13 protein-coding genes are annotated in these 14,996 nt (G+C 41.9%); 2 read left to right on the top strand and 11 right to left on the bottom strand.

Annotated elements, in window-relative coordinates; translation table 11 throughout:
• Positions 1-129: 129 nt before the first annotated feature.
• The 9 genes from htpG to pepF all read right to left on the bottom strand — a co-directional run bounded on the left by htpG (position 130) and on the right by pepF (position 10,380).
• A complete protein-coding gene (htpG, locus tag ACTHRG_RS11150) occupies positions 130-2,007 on the bottom strand; it encodes a molecular chaperone HtpG (RefSeq protein WP_440231194.1) in 1,878 nt (625 codons plus the stop codon).
• Between the two features lie 117 nt (positions 2,008-2,124).
• On the bottom strand, positions 2,125-3,060 hold the full coding sequence (locus ACTHRG_RS11145; protein WP_440231193.1) for a phosphotransferase: 936 nt from the start codon (positions 3,058-3,060) through the stop codon (positions 2,125-2,127).
• Positions 3,061-3,173: 113 nt separating this feature from the next.
• Complete coding sequence (locus ACTHRG_RS11140; RefSeq protein ID WP_440231192.1) at positions 3,174-3,785, bottom strand: polysaccharide deacetylase family protein; 612 nt, start codon at positions 3,783-3,785, stop codon at positions 3,174-3,176.
• 38 nt (positions 3,786-3,823) lie between these two features.
• Positions 3,824-4,597 (bottom strand): phosphonate ABC transporter ATP-binding protein, encoded by a 774-nt coding sequence (phnC, locus tag ACTHRG_RS11135; protein ID WP_076256441.1) that lies wholly within the window; start codon positions 4,595-4,597, stop codon positions 3,824-3,826.
• A 12-nt stretch (positions 4,598-4,609) separates the two neighbouring features.
• Positions 4,610-5,365 (bottom strand): phosphonate ABC transporter, permease protein PhnE, encoded by a 756-nt coding sequence (gene phnE / locus ACTHRG_RS11130; RefSeq protein WP_076256443.1) that lies wholly within the window; start codon positions 5,363-5,365, stop codon positions 4,610-4,612.
• An 11-nt stretch (positions 5,366-5,376) separates the two neighbouring features.
• A complete protein-coding gene (gene phnD / locus ACTHRG_RS11125) occupies positions 5,377-6,279 on the bottom strand; it encodes a phosphate/phosphite/phosphonate ABC transporter substrate-binding protein (RefSeq protein ID WP_076256444.1) in 903 nt (300 codons plus the stop codon).
• Between the two features lie 61 nt (positions 6,280-6,340).
• The gene (selD, locus tag ACTHRG_RS11120; protein WP_175609045.1) at positions 6,341-7,390 is read right to left on the bottom strand and encodes a selenide, water dikinase SelD; all 1,050 of its coding nucleotides are present in this window, start codon (positions 7,388-7,390) and stop codon (positions 6,341-6,343) included.
• A gap of 20 nt (positions 7,391-7,410) precedes the next feature.
• Positions 7,411-8,424, bottom strand: a complete 1,014-nt coding sequence (locus ACTHRG_RS11115) for a glycosyltransferase (protein WP_076256448.1) — start codon at positions 8,422-8,424, stop codon at positions 7,411-7,413.
• 168 nt (positions 8,425-8,592) lie between these two features.
• A complete protein-coding gene (gene pepF, locus ACTHRG_RS11110; RefSeq protein ID WP_440231190.1) occupies positions 8,593-10,380 on the bottom strand; it encodes an oligoendopeptidase F in 1,788 nt (595 codons plus the stop codon).
• Between the two features lie 360 nt (positions 10,381-10,740).
• Between pepF and ACTHRG_RS11105 the strand changes: the two genes are divergently transcribed.
• On the top strand, positions 10,741-11,556 hold the full coding sequence (locus ACTHRG_RS11105) for a hypothetical protein (RefSeq protein ID WP_440231189.1): 816 nt from the start codon (positions 10,741-10,743) through the stop codon (positions 11,554-11,556).
• A gap of 28 nt (positions 11,557-11,584) precedes the next feature.
• On the opposite strand, the gene ACTHRG_RS11100 is transcribed toward ACTHRG_RS11105, so the two are convergent.
• Positions 11,585-12,565, bottom strand: a complete 981-nt coding sequence (locus ACTHRG_RS11100; RefSeq protein WP_440231236.1) for a DUF438 domain-containing protein — start codon at positions 12,563-12,565, stop codon at positions 11,585-11,587.
• Positions 12,566-12,835: 270 nt separating this feature from the next.
• On the opposite strand from ACTHRG_RS11100, the gene ACTHRG_RS11095 reads away from it, so the two are divergent.
• Positions 12,836-13,999, top strand: coding sequence for a glycosyl hydrolase family 18 protein (locus tag ACTHRG_RS11095; RefSeq protein ID WP_440231188.1), 1,164 nt, complete (start codon positions 12,836-12,838; stop codon positions 13,997-13,999).
• Between the two features lie 30 nt (positions 14,000-14,029).
• Here the strand turns inward: ACTHRG_RS11095 and ACTHRG_RS11090 are convergent, their stop codons facing one another.
• A complete protein-coding gene (locus ACTHRG_RS11090) occupies positions 14,030-14,941 on the bottom strand; it encodes a CBASS cGAMP-activated phospholipase (protein ID WP_440231187.1) in 912 nt (303 codons plus the stop codon).
• Positions 14,942-14,996: the final 55 nt, after the last annotated feature.

The raw sequence follows: 14,996 nt of genomic DNA, 5'->3' as shown, positions 1-14,996 counted from the left end.
AATTGCCTTGCTGTGAAACATAGCACTCCATTATTGCTTAGTGTGTTTATTGGTACATAAAATATTCCTTAGAATCGTTAAACAAATAACAAAAAACAGCCCAATGGAATCGGGCTGTTTGTATAGTTATTAGACCATAACTTTGCAGATATCATTCGTAAACTCCACAGGGTCGCTGATTGGCAGGCCTTCAATCAGCAAGGCCTGATTATATAGGAGGTTTGTATAGAGACTTAACTTTTCCTTATCATTTTCCATTGCATTTTTTAAAGCCTGGAACACCTCATGGCTTGAATTGATTTCCAGTACCTTGTTCGCTTTAACATTTTGATTGTCAGGCATGGTGCTGAGGATCTTTTCCATTTCAATGGTGACTTCGCCATCTGCAGTCAGGCAAACCGGATGGCTTTTAAGCCTTTTGGAAATCCGGACATCAGTTACTTTTCCTGATAAAATCTCCTTCATGCTGCTGAATAAATCCTTATGCTCTTTTTCTTCTGATTCGGTTATCTTTTCTTCCTCATTCTCTATGCCGAGATCTCCGCTTGAGACTGACTTAAATTCCTTTTCTTTATAGGACATCAGCATTTTAATGGCGAACTCATCAATATCTTCAGTAAAGTACAGAATTTCATAACCTTTGTCCGCCACGAGCTCAGTTTGTGGAAGTTTTTCGATTCTTTCGTTTGACTCTCCAGCAGCATAATAAATATATTTCTGGTCATCCTTCATTCGAGATACATATTCATCAAGTGATGCCAATTTCTTTTCTGTTGAAGAATAGAACATCAATAAATCCTGGAGCGTTTCTTTATGGGTTCCGAAATCGCTGTATACACCATATTTTAATTGTCTTCCAAATGACTTATAAAATTGTTCATATTTTTCCCGCTCATTTTTCATCAGCTGCTGCAGTTCATTTTTAATCTTTTTGCTGATGTTTTTCGCAATAAGCTTCAGCTGCCGATCATGCTGGAGCATTTCCCTTGAGATATTAAGTGATAAATCTTCGGAGTCTACCATCCCTTTGACAAAACTGAAGTAATCAGGCAGAAGATCTCCACACTTATTCATGATTAAAACGCCATTCGAATAAAGCTCAAGGCCTTTTTCATATTCTTTTGAGTAATAATCAAAAGGAATATTCTCAGGAATATATAAAATCGCATTATAGCGGATTGTACCATCCACACTTATATGGATATGCTTTACCGGCTTGTCAAAGCCATAATGCTTTTCCTGATAGAACTTTTCGTAATCCTCGTCTGTCAGTTCACTTTTATTCTTTCGCCAGATTGGGACCATGCTGTTTATGGTCTGCTCTTCAATATTTTCCTCATACTCGTTTTCGGCATCACTTTTAGGCTTACTTACCTTAACATCCATTTTAATAGGATAGCGGATGAAATCAGAGTATTTTTTTATGATCGACTTTAAACGGTACTCCTCAAGGTATTCATCATAGCTTTCATCTTCTGTGTTTTCTTTAATTTTTAATATAATTTCAGTACCGACCGCGTCTTTTTCAAATGGTGCAATCGTATAACCGTCAGCACCATGGGATTCCCATTTGTAGGCCTGGTCACTGCCAAGTGCTTTGCTGATCACTGTTACAACATCTGCGACCATGAAAGCAGCATAAAACCCTACTCCAAATTGGCCAATAATATCATGCCCATCTTTAATCTCATTTTCTTTCTTAAATGCGAGAGAACCGCTTTTGGCGATGACACCCAGGTTGTTTTCCAGTTCTTCTTTAGTCATGCCAATGCCGGTATCTTTGATTGTTAATGTCCTGTTCTCTTTATCAGGAACGATTTTTATGTAGTAACTGTCTTTGTCAAACGTTAAAGAATCGTCTGTAAGTGCTTTGTAGTAGATCTTATCGATGGCATCACTGCTGTTGGAAATAAGCTCCCTCAGGAACACCTCTCTTTGAGAGTAAATGGAGTTAATCATCATTTCCAATAATCTCTTGGATTCTGCCTGAAACTGTTTTGTTTCCATGTTAGTCTCTCCCCTTACCATTCTTTATTGCATTAGCACTTAAACCTTAAGAGTGCTAAACAATATTTAAATATCATATTAGCTGATTTGTGTCAATTAGCTTGAACTTACTTCTTTCTAAATGATTTCTTCCGCACATTCAACAAGATTGCGGATTGTTTCTTTTAATTGTCTCGACAGCTGTTCTGTAGTCCACTTCGCTCTCTGATTTTCTAAATCTGATTGTATTAACAGCATCATCCAAGCCGAAAAAACAGCTGAAAATAAATAATATTCCTGTTTGAATTTCACCCTGTCAGGAACAGAGATTTGGGATTCCTCGCAATAACAGTCCAGAATCTTATTTCGTAAAGTATGGTCATCAGGCTTAGGGAAATCCGGATGTGACATATCGATTAAATGAAATAAATCCCAATGAGGTATGTTTAAGTGGCAATGTTCCCAGTCCAGAACCACCGTTTTATCGCCAGCATACCCAAAATTCCCCTGGTGCAAATCCCCATGGCAAAGAACCTTCACATCAGAAAAGGATTTAGAGGTACATGCGCTGAAAAGGGTGATTCCTAATCGTTCTGAAATATTATGTAACCTGAAAATAGTAAAAACCTTCTCTTTGTTCTGCAGAATATGGTTTGCCATTTCCTCAATAGCTGGTTTAGGACCACTCAGCTTTGTATTGGAAAACCGCTCAGCGGGTAAAGAGTGCCATTTGGCCATTAATGCAGTTAGTTCGAGTGCAATCTTAGAAACAAAAGTATGTGTGATGGTGCCAAGATCCTCTAAAATAATCCAATTATTGCTTAGTGCGTTTTGAACGGAATACGACAGGATTTTTGGAAACTTTAGCGGCAGTTCTGCCAATACATTTTCGAAAATCCACACTTCTTTTCCAAGCTGAGTATTATTTGTCAGGGGTTTGAAAATATAGCTCTTGCTCTCATCAATAAAAAAGCGCTCGACAAACCGGCCGTTCGAGCCCTGATATAAATGCTCTCTCCTTAAAATATAACGGTCATTCAGAGTCCCGTTTGCAGTCACAATATTAGTAAACAAGCTTTCGCTCCCCCTTATAGGCATCCTACCTAACAATATATATAAAATGGCTTTAAAAAATAATACTCCTTTTTTCAGTGCATAAAAAAAAGTACCCTCAGAGAGGATACTTTTTACAGCAAACTGAATTCGTAGCCTTTTCCCCTTATCTTAGCAATTAACTCAGGCAGGGCTTCTACAGTCTGGCTTAATTCATGCAAAAGAATGATTGCTCCGTCTTCCAGGTTCTCTAGAACGTTTGTGATCATTTGTTCAGGCTCTTCTTTGAGCTCCCAGTCCATGGACGAGATTCTCCACAATATGGTGGAGAGGCCGAGCTCTTTAGCTGCAGCAATGGTATGTTCATTATACTGCCCATATGGGGGCCTGAATAGCTTCACTTCCTGGCCAGTGATGGATTCAATCTTTAATTTGCTTCTCTTGAGATCCTGGATTTGTTCATTTGGGGTCAATTTAGCATAATTGGAATGCTTTGAAGAGTGAGTTCCTATCTGATGGCCTTCTTCCAGGACTCTTTTCCACGGACGACCGGGGTATAAGAGCCTTGATTGCCAGAAGAAAACAGCCGGAGCCTTCTCTTTCTTCAATATATCCAATAGTTCCGGAAGAACTCTTGCCGGCCCATCGTCAAAAGTCAGCGTTACTGTTTTCTTCGATGGATGTCCGGAATTGAATAACTGGATGTCAGGGTCATTCGAAACGTACACGACGTTCGAGCTATCCACTACTCATGGACAATTGGCCATTCTTCTGCCTCCTGTTCTTAAGTTGATCGGCTATACGATTTTTCTTGATAACTTTCTGCATCATATGTAAATACATACATATCATCTGTGAACTGTTCCGGTTTACCATCAAAAACGACTTCCCCATCTTTTAAAGCAATGATGCGGGTTGCATAGCGTTTAGCCAATTGAACATCATGGACATTAATTATGGTTTGCAGACCATGCCGATTATGCATCTCCTGCAGCAGGCTGAAAATCCGGTCTGAAGTTCCAGGATCCAAACTGGCAACAGGCTCGTCTCCCAGCAGGAACCTTGGCTTTTGAAGGAGAGCCCTGGCAATGCCTACTCTCTGCTTCTGCCCTCCGCTAAGATGCTCAACCCTGCGGTCAGCAAAGTCGGTTAAGCCCACCTCTGCAATGACTTGTTTAGCCTGAGCCTTTTCTTCCTCTGTAAACCAGCCAATGAGGTTCTTGAAACTGCTCCTGTAGCCGAACATGCCTGTCAGAACATTTTGCAGGACAGTCAATCGCGGAACTAAATTAAAATGCTGAAAGATCATGCCCATCTCCCTGCGGATTCTCCGAAGCTGTTCATCACTAAGTGCAGAAAAGGATTGGCCATCCCAGATGATTTCCCCTGATGAAGGGGTCTGCAGGCCATTTAGACAGCGGATCAGGGTGGACTTTCCGGCACCGCTTTTACCTAGCACGCAAACAAAGTCTCCAGGGTGTATCATCAGATTTATTGAATTAAGCGCATCATGCTTCATGCCGGGATAACGGACAGTTATATTTCGAATCTCAAGCATTTCCGTCCTCCTTTATATCACTCGGTTCCTGACATAGCTTCCAAAAAGGTCCACTAGAATAACAATAATCATAATCACCAGGACATCGAGCGAAACCGAATTGTATTGGAAGGTTTTAAAATCATTAAAAAGTCTTTGGCCAATTCCTCCCCCGCCAATAAAGCCCAAGATAAGGGAAGTCCTTATGGCAACCTCAAACCGGTAGAAGTAATTTGACAATACATTTGGCCATATTTGAGGAAGGATGCTGAATAGAGAAGCAAACCAGCTTTTTGCCCCAACTGCTTTCATGGCCTCCTGCGGCCCTGGATCGGATGCTTCAATGAGTTCTGAGATCAGTTTTCCCAGAACCCCAATGTTATGAAACATAATGGCCAGGACAGCCGGAAAAGGACCAAGCCCAAGAGCCGTCAAAAGAATCAAACCAAAAACAATTTCAGGGATGGATCGGACAAAGCTGAGGCCGACTCGGGTTATATGGTAAACAAACTTTGAGCCGGAAGTATTTTTGGCGGCCATAAAGCTTAAGGGAAGTCCGATAATAAGCCCGAAGAAACTTCCCAGAAAAGCCATGGCCAATGTTTCCAGACTGTCTTCCAGTATCCTTGGAAGGAGAGAAAAATCCATCGGGAACCAATGGGACAGGAAATCAATCATGTTGCGGAAGTCTCTGAATTTCGATAAGTCGAATTCTGTCAGCTTCATGCTTAGAAAAATGAATAAAGCCAACACGGTATATGTTAATATGCTGCGTTTTTTAAACCACAATCTTATCAGCCCTATTCTTTAATAAGTCCCTCTTTTAGGGCAGCCTGACGGATGCTTTCATAATCTTCGTTGCTTGCTTCAGTAAATCCGCTTGCACCGAATGCATCCAGAATTTCGGGATCTTCAATAGCAAGAAAAGCTTCCTTCAATGCTTTAATGGTTTCTTCATCAGTGTTTTCATGTACAGCCCAAGGGTACTGGAAAAGCTTTTCTGATTTCCAGATCGTTTTAAACTGCTCTCCATCTACTTTTCCTGAATCCACTAATTGATTATAAATGGCGCTGTCGATCGCACCGGCATCCACCTGTTTATTTTGAACTGCCAATGCAGTAGCGTCATGTGAGCCCGTGAATCGGACGGATTTAAAGCTGTGTTCATCCTCTGATTGGTAAACGTCACGGTCCTTTAATTCTATGGATGGGATAAGGGATCCTGACGTTGAATTGATATCACCGAAGGCAAAGTCAGCTTCACTGCTGTTTTTCAATAAATCTTCAAGTGAGTTCCATGGATTGTCCTTGTGGGTAATGATATATGAATAATAGAATGGTTCTCCATCAATTAGCTGTGTAATAATGGCTTTGGCACCGCTCTTCTCATGGGCAACAACATATGTTAATGGGCCGAAGTATGCCATATCAATTTTATCGTAGTTCATGGCTTCCACTACCCCGTTATAATCCGGATAAACTTCGACAGCTACTTCCCGATCGAGTTTATCAGATAAGGTTGACTGTAATTTCTCCATGGCAGCTTCCATCGATCCCTCTGTTTGAACAGGGATGACCCCAATGGTGAACTTTTCTTTCGATTGATCTTTTCCATTTTTATCTGTGTTATCTGTTTCATTTCCGCTGCAGGCTGACAAAAGCATCATTGAGAAGATAGTCAGGAGCATTAAGAATTTTTTCATGTTAGCACTTCCTTATTTTGTTTTTTAGTAAAGGTAAAAAAGGACTCTGTTCGAGTCCTTTTTAGATCACCGTAATCTTTCCGGGATTTTGATCTGTGACTGTTCCAATGATGGAAGCCCATTCTACACCTTTTTCCTTCAGGTCATTTAGGAGGGGTTCAGCTTCTGATTCAGGAACGGTTATTAAAAGTCCTCCTGATGTTATAGCATCACAAAGAATCACTTGGTCAACATCATCAATATTTTCGTATTGAATACGTCCGGAGAGCCATTTATGATTCTTTTTAGAGCCGCCGGGAATAATGTTCTGCTGGGCAAGCTCCCTGGTTTTTGGAAGAACAGGCACGGCTGTGCTTTCAATGGTTAATCCTGTGCCGCTTCCTTCTGCGATCTCCATCGCATGGCCGAGAAGGCCAAAACCAGTAATGTCTGTGCAGGCATTAACCTGGTAGTTATCCATAGCCTCAGCTGCCTCTTTATTTAAAGCAGCCATCACTTCCATCACACGGTCAATGCCTTCCTGATCCAGCATATCCCTTTTAATCGCTTGAGTAAGAATGCCGACGCCAATCGGCTTGGTTAAGATCAGTTTGTCGCCAGGCTTGGCTGCTGCATTTGTTCTTATCCGTTCAGGATGCACGGTTCCTGTAACAGATAAACCGAATTTTGGCTCCTGGTCGTCAATGGAGTGCCCTCCAACTAACACAGCACCGGATTCTTTCACTTTATCGGATGCTCCAGCCAGAATGTCTGCAAGTATGCTTTTATCCAGTTTGCTGATAGGGAAACCTACAATATTCATGACGGTTATAGGCTTGCCGCCCATAGCGTAAATATCACTCAGCGAATTGGCTGCGGCGATTTGGCCGAACATGTAGGGGTCATCAACGATAGGAGTGAAGAAATCCAGTGTCTGCACAAGGGCAGTTTCATCATTTATTTTATATACGCCTGCATCATCCGATGTATCCAATCCTACCAGGAGGTTGGGGTCAGGTACAGACTTAGGCAAATGACGCAGAACCTGCGCCAGGTCTTCAGGACCAATTTTGCATCCTCAGCCGCCTTTTGTTGATAAAGAAGTCAGTTTCACGATTTCTTCTCTCGACATAGTTCTCACTCCTTGCTCATTTATTGTTTACTTGGGGACTTTTCAAAGATGATTTCGTAAATGTTTTGAAGGGTTTTAGCTTCATATTCCGAAGAATGACTGCCCTCCACGTAGAGTTTGGCAGCATGCCCCAATTTTATCCTCAATTCGTTATTATTCACTAGTTTGTCTGCATAATCAAGAAATTCGACCGGATTAGTGTAGATTAAACCCGTTTCCTGATGTGAAATGATATTCCTGTTGCCAAGGTTATCGGCTGCAAGAACAGGAAGGCTATACCCCATTGCTTCTAAAATGGCAGCAGGCTGGCCTTCAGAATGGGATGTGTTTAAAACGGCATCCGCTTGCCTGTATAGCTCTCCCATATGGTGATGCGGGATCTGGCCGAGATATTGAACCCATTCTTTATTTTTTTCAGTAAGGGTCTTTACGATATTCCCCTCTTCTTCTTCAATTATGGGACCCGCCAGCCAAAGACGGATGTGGGGATTCTTTTCATACAACACTTTAAGCTTTTCGATGGCAAAAGGAATATTCTTCACGTTGCGGATTCCTGCCGGCAGCAAAAATAAAAAAGTGCCATGTTCTTTTTTATAGTCGGCACAAGCTTCAGAAAATATTACAGTGCCCTGATGGATAACGCTGATTTTATCTTTTGCTTCAGGAACTTCACCTGCCAGTACAAGCTTAGCTTCTTCATCAAAAACATGTATAGCTTCGGCATTGTTAACGGTTTGAATGACTACGGTTTTCTTCACCGGGTCATAAAGGTCGATATTTAAATCAGTGCCGGTCATGGTTACGACATATCTTTCAGGTTTTTCACCGAGCCCCTTCATGAATTGGCCAAACCGATAAGCGTTAAAGCCATGCACAATATCGGCTTTTGGCAGGCTGGATAATTTGCAGCCGTCTGTGATATTGATTATTTCAGTCTCAATGCCCAGCTTATTAAGGTTATCGGATATACGCTGAACAGTAACTGTGTTCCCTCTTGCCTGGTGAAAATTCGGGCTTGCCAGAAGTACTTTCATCCTTTCATCCTTCACAATTTATTTGCATTATCTTCATTTTAATTAAAGTTTGCATCAATTATTGCAGGAATATTTCATCCTGTCCATTAATTGTATTTCAGCAGGCTTTTCTTTTAATTATGACTGTAGAAAAGCCTGTTTCTATACCAAGAAACAGGCCCAATCCTTCTATTGGTTTCCGAATTCTTCTACAAGATCTCTGAATTTCCGAAGGGAGTTTTCAATAGGATATGGAGAAATCAGATCCACTCCGGTTTTCTTTAACAGCTCCAGCGGATAATCGGCGCTTCCGCTTTTTAAGAACTCCAGATAGTTTTGCAGCGTTTCATTGTCTCCTTCAAGAATTTTCGCTGCCAAATGAATGGCAGACGCAAATCCGGTTGCGTACTTATACACATAAAATGGACGGTAAAAATGAGGGATCCTGGCCCAGCCGAATTTCACTTCTTCATCAAAAACAATTTCATCCCCGTTATATTCACGGAATAAACGTTCGTAAATTCCGCTGAAAACCTCAGCGTTAAGCGGCGCTCCCCTTTCCGCTAATTCATGGGTTTTCATCTCAAACTCAGCAAACATAACTTGAGTAAAGAAGGTTCCTTTAAACTGATCAATAAAATAATTAAGGAGATGCCTGCGGACATCTTTATCCTTCTCCGTGTTCAGCAGATAATGAATCAGGAGCACTTCATTCACTGTTGAAGCGACCTCCGCCACAAAGATGCTATAACGGGCGGTGATCTGCGGCTGGTGCTGTGAGCTCAGCTTACTGTGGACACCATGCCCGCATTCATGAGCAAGTGTAAAAAGGCTGTCCAGATCATCACGGTGATTCAGGAGGATATAAGGATGAACTCCATAAATGCCGAGATTATAGGCACCTGACCGCTTCCCTGGAGTTTCCCGCACATCAATATAGCGGCCTGACTTAAATTCCTTCAGAATAGAAATATAATCATCCCCAAGAGGCTCGAGCGCTTTACACATGGTGTCATAAGCTTCTTCATAGGAAATTTCAGGTTTGACACCCTTTACTAAAGGAACACTTAGATCATATTGCCTCAGCTCGTCAATGCCTAACTGTTCCTTGCGTATCGCAGTATACTGATGCATTGCATCGATATTTTTTTTAGTCGTCTCAATTAGATTGACATACACTTCCTTTGGCACCTGATCACCGAATAGTCCTTTTTCAAGTGCTGAAGGATAATTACGGATTTTGGCCATGGTGACATTGTTTTTTATCGCTGCAGAAAGGGTGGAAGCAATGGAGTTCTTAAGCTGCACATAGGGCTGGTAATAGGCCTTATAGGCTTCTTTTCTCTTTTCCCGGTCTTCTTCTTCCATGATTTTCGCATACATGCCCCGCGTCAGTTCAACCTTCTCGCCATCCTCTTTTGTTACATCGCCAAACTTTATATCTGCATTATTCATCATTCCAAAAGTATGGCTGGGAACCGAAAGTGCTTCGCCGAGATGGGACAGGACTTCCTCCTTGTCTTTATTAAGGACATGCGGCTTATAGCGGAAGGATTCGAGCAAGTCCTCCTCAAAGTATTTCAAGCCCTTTTCCTCAGCAATATAGCTCTTCAGTGTTTCCTCATCAAGGCTTAAGAGAAATGGCATAAAAAAAGAAGTGGAAGAACTGACTTTGACGCTTAATTGCTTTGCCCTGTCTACATAGGCCTGCGAATCTGTCACACGTGTGTCTTCATCGGTTTTCAGCATTGCAAAAGCGTACAGCTTATTAAATATGTAAGAGAGTTTTTCTTTTTTTTCAAGGTATTGATAAAGGGAGTTGCCATCGTGAATCTGTCCGTCAAAGGTTTTCAGCTTATCGGCCAGTTGTTCAATAAGCTTGTAATCTTCTTCCCATTGTTCCAAACTGGAGTAAATGTCGTCCAGATTCCATTTCTCATTCAGCGGAACGTCATTTCTGTCTTTGAATGTATTCATTCTAATTAACTCCTTTACAGCAAACTGTTGTTTTATAAGGCTGTTTTCGTAAAATTTGTTGCTTTTACATAACTGAGTAACTGAGTATAATTTGCTGAGTTGATTGGAGCGGAGGGCACTTGACTCCTGCGGGAGTAGCGGGACAGGTGAGACCCCGCAGACGCGTAGCGTCGAGGAGGCTCAGCGCCCGCCCCGCGGAAAGCAAGTGCCTGCAGCGGAAATCAACGGGCATAATCCATTAGCAAACAACAATCTTCGAAAAACAGCCTTTTTTATTAACTATATTCAAAAGTTATCGCAAAAACCCTTCCACATTTTTGATTTTATCACTTATGGCCATTAAAATAATGTTGAAAGGATGTGGACGGTTTGGCGATTACTCTGCCTCATATAGAAGACTCAAACAATACTGTGTATTTTCCTCCGGCGGGTCATTTTGAAACGTTTCAGGATGATGCCCATTATGAAGAGAAAGTCAGGGAATGGGGATTATCAACTACAAGGGAAGTTAAAAAGGAATTCTGGTATAAAGAAAAAACACAGCAGCGTCTTGTTACGGTTAAAGGTTATCAGACGTACGGGGAGTCTGGAGATTTTTATACAATTATAATCGAGTTTCAGGATGGGAATCTGAGCTGCATACATCCGGCTTATCTTAAGGAGATGCAGTCTCCGAGCTTTGGGAAAGCACTTGCTGCTGATTTTGGGGATATCACTTCAGCTCCTTCTGAAAAAGCTTCAAAAAAAGCCACAGAGAAGTCTGTTGAAGAAACAAAGAAATCTGCTGAAAACAGCAAAAGTGATAAACCGGCAGCCAAAAAAGCCAAAAAGGAAAAACAGCCTGCATTGGAGCTGCCGGCAGATAAGGTTCACTTTACAGCTAAAGTTAAGCAGCTTGCCCTGAGCTGGAACCATTTCAATGAAGCCAATGATGAAGTCATCATACTTGAAGATCTTATTATTCAGGAGGACGAACCGATTGAAGTTGGGCTTGGCTGGTGTTCCCATTCGAAAACGCTGAAGAAATTTGAACTTCAGCCGGGTGAAAGTCTCGAATTCGATGGGAAAATAGTTAAAAAGAAATTGCCTAAAGGGAAAGACTGTGACGAAGAATTCATTATTGAAGAACCTGTTTTATACAAGGTTAATAATCCATCAAAAATCAAAAAAAGCTAAAGAGCATCACGCTCTTAGCTTTTTTTGATTAAGAAAGAATCCTTTTCTCTCCCTCGATTTCCTGTATGGGACTGATGTTTTGTGTGAATTCAAGGGTTCCCATATAATGCCCGTTATCATCCCGTACGGCAAAATAACGGATATAAACATATTTATCTCTGAATTTGATCCAGAAATCTTCAGAGTCTTTTCGTCCTTCCTTGAAATCCTTCAGCAATTCCTCCACTACATGTACACTGCGGGGCGGATGGCAATTCTGAACGGTTCGCCCAATCACGGCTTTTGTCCTGGCAAATATTCTTTCCTTGCCATGAGAGAAATACCGGACAACGTCATCATGGTCAATAAAAGTGATATCAACAGGCAAGTGATTAAATAACAGCTCCATCTGCTTTAAGGACAAAATGCCGGTTTCCATTTTGATGTAGCCTTCTGATATGGCATTCCCGTCAATCCCTTTCCGTTCAGGCATCCATTCCTTTTCAGGGCCGGTCAGACAGAAGCCAATCTCGTCGCTTTCATGGGCGATCTTTACCCATTCATCTTCTGTAAGATTTTTCAAAGCCATTGGGAAAAGAATATTTTCCTCCCTGTAAATCATGGCACTAACTTCATTGAAAACGAAACGGACTGCATTGATGACCTTTTGCTTGTCCCCCTCGTATTGAGTGAGAAGGTTCCTGGCTTCCTTTATGCCATCCCTGATAAAGTCATCGATGCTCCACATATTATTGGTTGGTCCATAAATTCCGTACTTCTCCAGGTATGGGAAAAGCAGATTTTCCTTTCGGCTGTAATGCTTATCAAGATCAAGGAGCAGGATGAAGTCTTCTAATAGAGCATAAACATTATCCTCATGATCCTCCTGGATGAACGCCTCGAGATGGACCTTAACATTTTCTCTCAAATGCTTATCAATTGCCTTATTCTCCCGGTTGAAAGTATGAATGGGATGTCCAGGCTGTTCTTCCGGTTTAGGATGAACAGCTGCTTCATCACTTCTAAGAATAGAATGGCTGTGATGGTCCGGATGCTCACGGTTATTTATTAATTCGCTCACTGTACAATTCCTCCTATATCATTCCTTTTTCTAGGCTGTTACTAGTGCTTATAAGGAATGTACCATGTGGAGGAAGATCGTAATGTGATGAGAATCATATATTTATTAAAAGTTTATTGTTATATGCCTGAATGGAATGTCAGCAATAAATTACCACCTCCTCCCCATTCCCTTTTTTGTTACACTATTAAAGGATTGAAAGATGGAGGTTTTCTAGAAGTGAAGAGAAAATATCAAGTTTTGATCATGATTGCAATTGTTTTTTTCGGCGGATTCGCTGCCGGCATTTATTATACAAAAAACACAAGCGGACTCCAGTCTATTAAACAGCCTGCCCCTGCTTCCCAATCGGACAAACTTCCTGTTCCAAAAAAGGTTCCGGAGTTTTCAGAGATCCCGGAAAAAGTGCTGATGGGTTATGTCCAGGATTATCGCGATCCCGCTTCGATCGATTATTCAAATCTTTCTCATGTCATTTTTTCTTTTGCTCATCCTGAGAAAGACGGAAGCATTTCTTTTAATGGTGAGACGGCGCGGAATAATCTGCAGAGAGTGGTGTCGAATGCTCACAAGCAAGATGTGAAGGCATTCCTGGCTGTGGGGGGATGGTTTCATATCAATGGCGGGGAATCCTATGATTATTTTAAACAGGCAATAGCGGAAGACTCCTCGAGAAACAGGCTGGTAACAGAACTCTCGGGGCTGGTTAAAAAGGAACACCTAGACGGAATTGATATTGATTTTGAGCATCCGCGTTCAAAGGAGGATGCAAGATTCCTGGCTGTTTTTATCAATCATTTGAGCGGAGTGCTCCATGCAAACGGCAAGGAGCTGTCTGTTGCGGTTCATGCCAAGGTTCATAGTGTAACAGGTACAGAGAGCGGATATGTTGTGTATGAGCCCGACATGTTCAGGAAGGTTGATTATGTGAATATCATGGCATATGACGGCCAGTGGGATGGGGGATACAATGCCGCTAATCTTTCTCCCTATTCCTTTACAGAGAATATCGCCAATTATTGGAGCAGCCTTTTTGATTCACAAGGGATTTCCAAGGATAAGCTGGTTCTGGGCGTGCCGCTTTATGCCCAGCCGGAGGATCCTGCCGTTAAGCCGGTTTCCTATCAGGCTGTCATAAAAGAAAATCCTGAAAATGCAGCTAAAGATAGGATCAGCATGAACGGCATTAACTATTACTATAATGGGACAGCCACAATGCAAAAGAAAACCATACTGGCTTTAAATCACGGTTTCGGCGGAATGATGATCTGGGAAGCCGGCCATGACGCAAAGGGGCCATACAGCCTCACTGGAACGATTGCTGAAGTTCTTCAAAACACAGCAGAGCCTGTAAAGTATTATTCTGTGATGCATACAAAATGAGAGAAGAGCAGGAAAATTCCCTGCTCTTTTTCATGAAAGTAAAAACTTCTTAATTTCCTCCCGCCGGTCCTTATAGACCTTCTCCCCGAGCATAATCAATTCTTCCACAAACTTTATTTCGTCAAAAGGCATTTCTTCTCCCAGCTCTTCATTAATGCGCAGGTAATTTTCTCCGAGAAGATGTTTGCAATGGTAGGTAACTGATTCGGACGATAAATGAAGAGCCAGGTCCAATAGCTTGGGTGTCACTTTCATGGACGGGAGCTGGAATGGCAGCCAATGCTTTACACCCCAATATTTATCATGATCAATCGTAAAATCAATTTTTTGAAGACCGGTTCCAAGCGAAAGGATTCTTATGTTTTGCAGCTCCATCCTGAAGTGATGCATAGCCTCCGTAATACAAACGAGAGATGGATTATTCGCCCATAGCCCTCCGTCTATGGATAAATAACTGTTGCTGATGTTGTTCGGCGGGAAATAGACAGGTGCAGAACAGGAGGAAAGCACTGCATCCCAAAGCTTCATGGATAGGCTATCGTTGCCGGGACTTCCATAATTGGAACGGTGGACAAACGGTTTGCCATGTGTCACATCGACAGCTGGAATCAAAAGCGGTTTTTTTATATCAGACAGCTCCGTTTCGCCAAAGGCTTTCCGGAAAAAGCGCCGCATATACTTATCACTGTATACGCTTTTAAAAAGGCCGACCTTAGCCTGTTTGACAAAAATCTTTTTCCCGAATGATTCGTATCCTTTCAGGACCTCGCTCATATCTTTTTTCATGACCAGTGAAGAGGCAATGATCGATCCGGTGCTTGTGCCTGCGATTATATCAAAATAGTCGCCTGCAGGCTGTTTCAGTTCCTCTTCGAGAGCTTTCAAAATGCTTACGGCAAAAACACCGCGTATTCCGCCGCCATCGATGCATAAGATTTTCATTGAATCACCTGCTGTTTCCGTAATCATTCTCCAGGATATGTAAAAAAGAGAAGGA

The sequence above is a fragment of the Cytobacillus sp. SAFR-174 genome (assembly GCF_051964675.1).
Lineage (GTDB): Bacteria > Bacillota > Bacilli > Bacillales > Cytobacillaceae > Cytobacillus.
The sequence above is the reverse complement of the archived record's forward strand: the minus strand, read 5'-3'. Positions and strand labels throughout refer to the sequence as shown.

Bases quoted from the DNA above. Each gene is read 5' to 3' on its own strand.
- htpG (WP_440231194.1), bottom strand. From the start codon at position 2,007: ATGGAAACAAAACAGTTTCAGGCAGAATCCAAGAGATTATTGGAAATG.
- phnC (WP_076256441.1), bottom strand. From the start codon at position 4,597: ATGCTTGAGATTCGAAATATAACTGTCCGTTATCCCGGCATGAAGCAT.
- phnD (WP_076256444.1), bottom strand. From the start codon at position 6,279: ATGAAAAAATTCTTAATGCTCCTGACTATCTTCTCAATGATGCTTTTG.
- ACTHRG_RS11115 (WP_076256448.1), bottom strand. From the start codon at position 8,424: ATGAAAGTACTTCTGGCAAGCCCGAATTTTCACCAGGCAAGAGGGAAC.
- pepF (WP_440231190.1), bottom strand. From the start codon at position 10,380: ATGAATACATTCAAAGACAGAAATGACGTTCCGCTGAATGAGAAATGG.
- ACTHRG_RS11090 (WP_440231187.1), bottom strand. From the start codon at position 14,941: ATGAAAATCTTATGCATCGATGGCGGCGGAATACGCGGTGTTTTTGCC.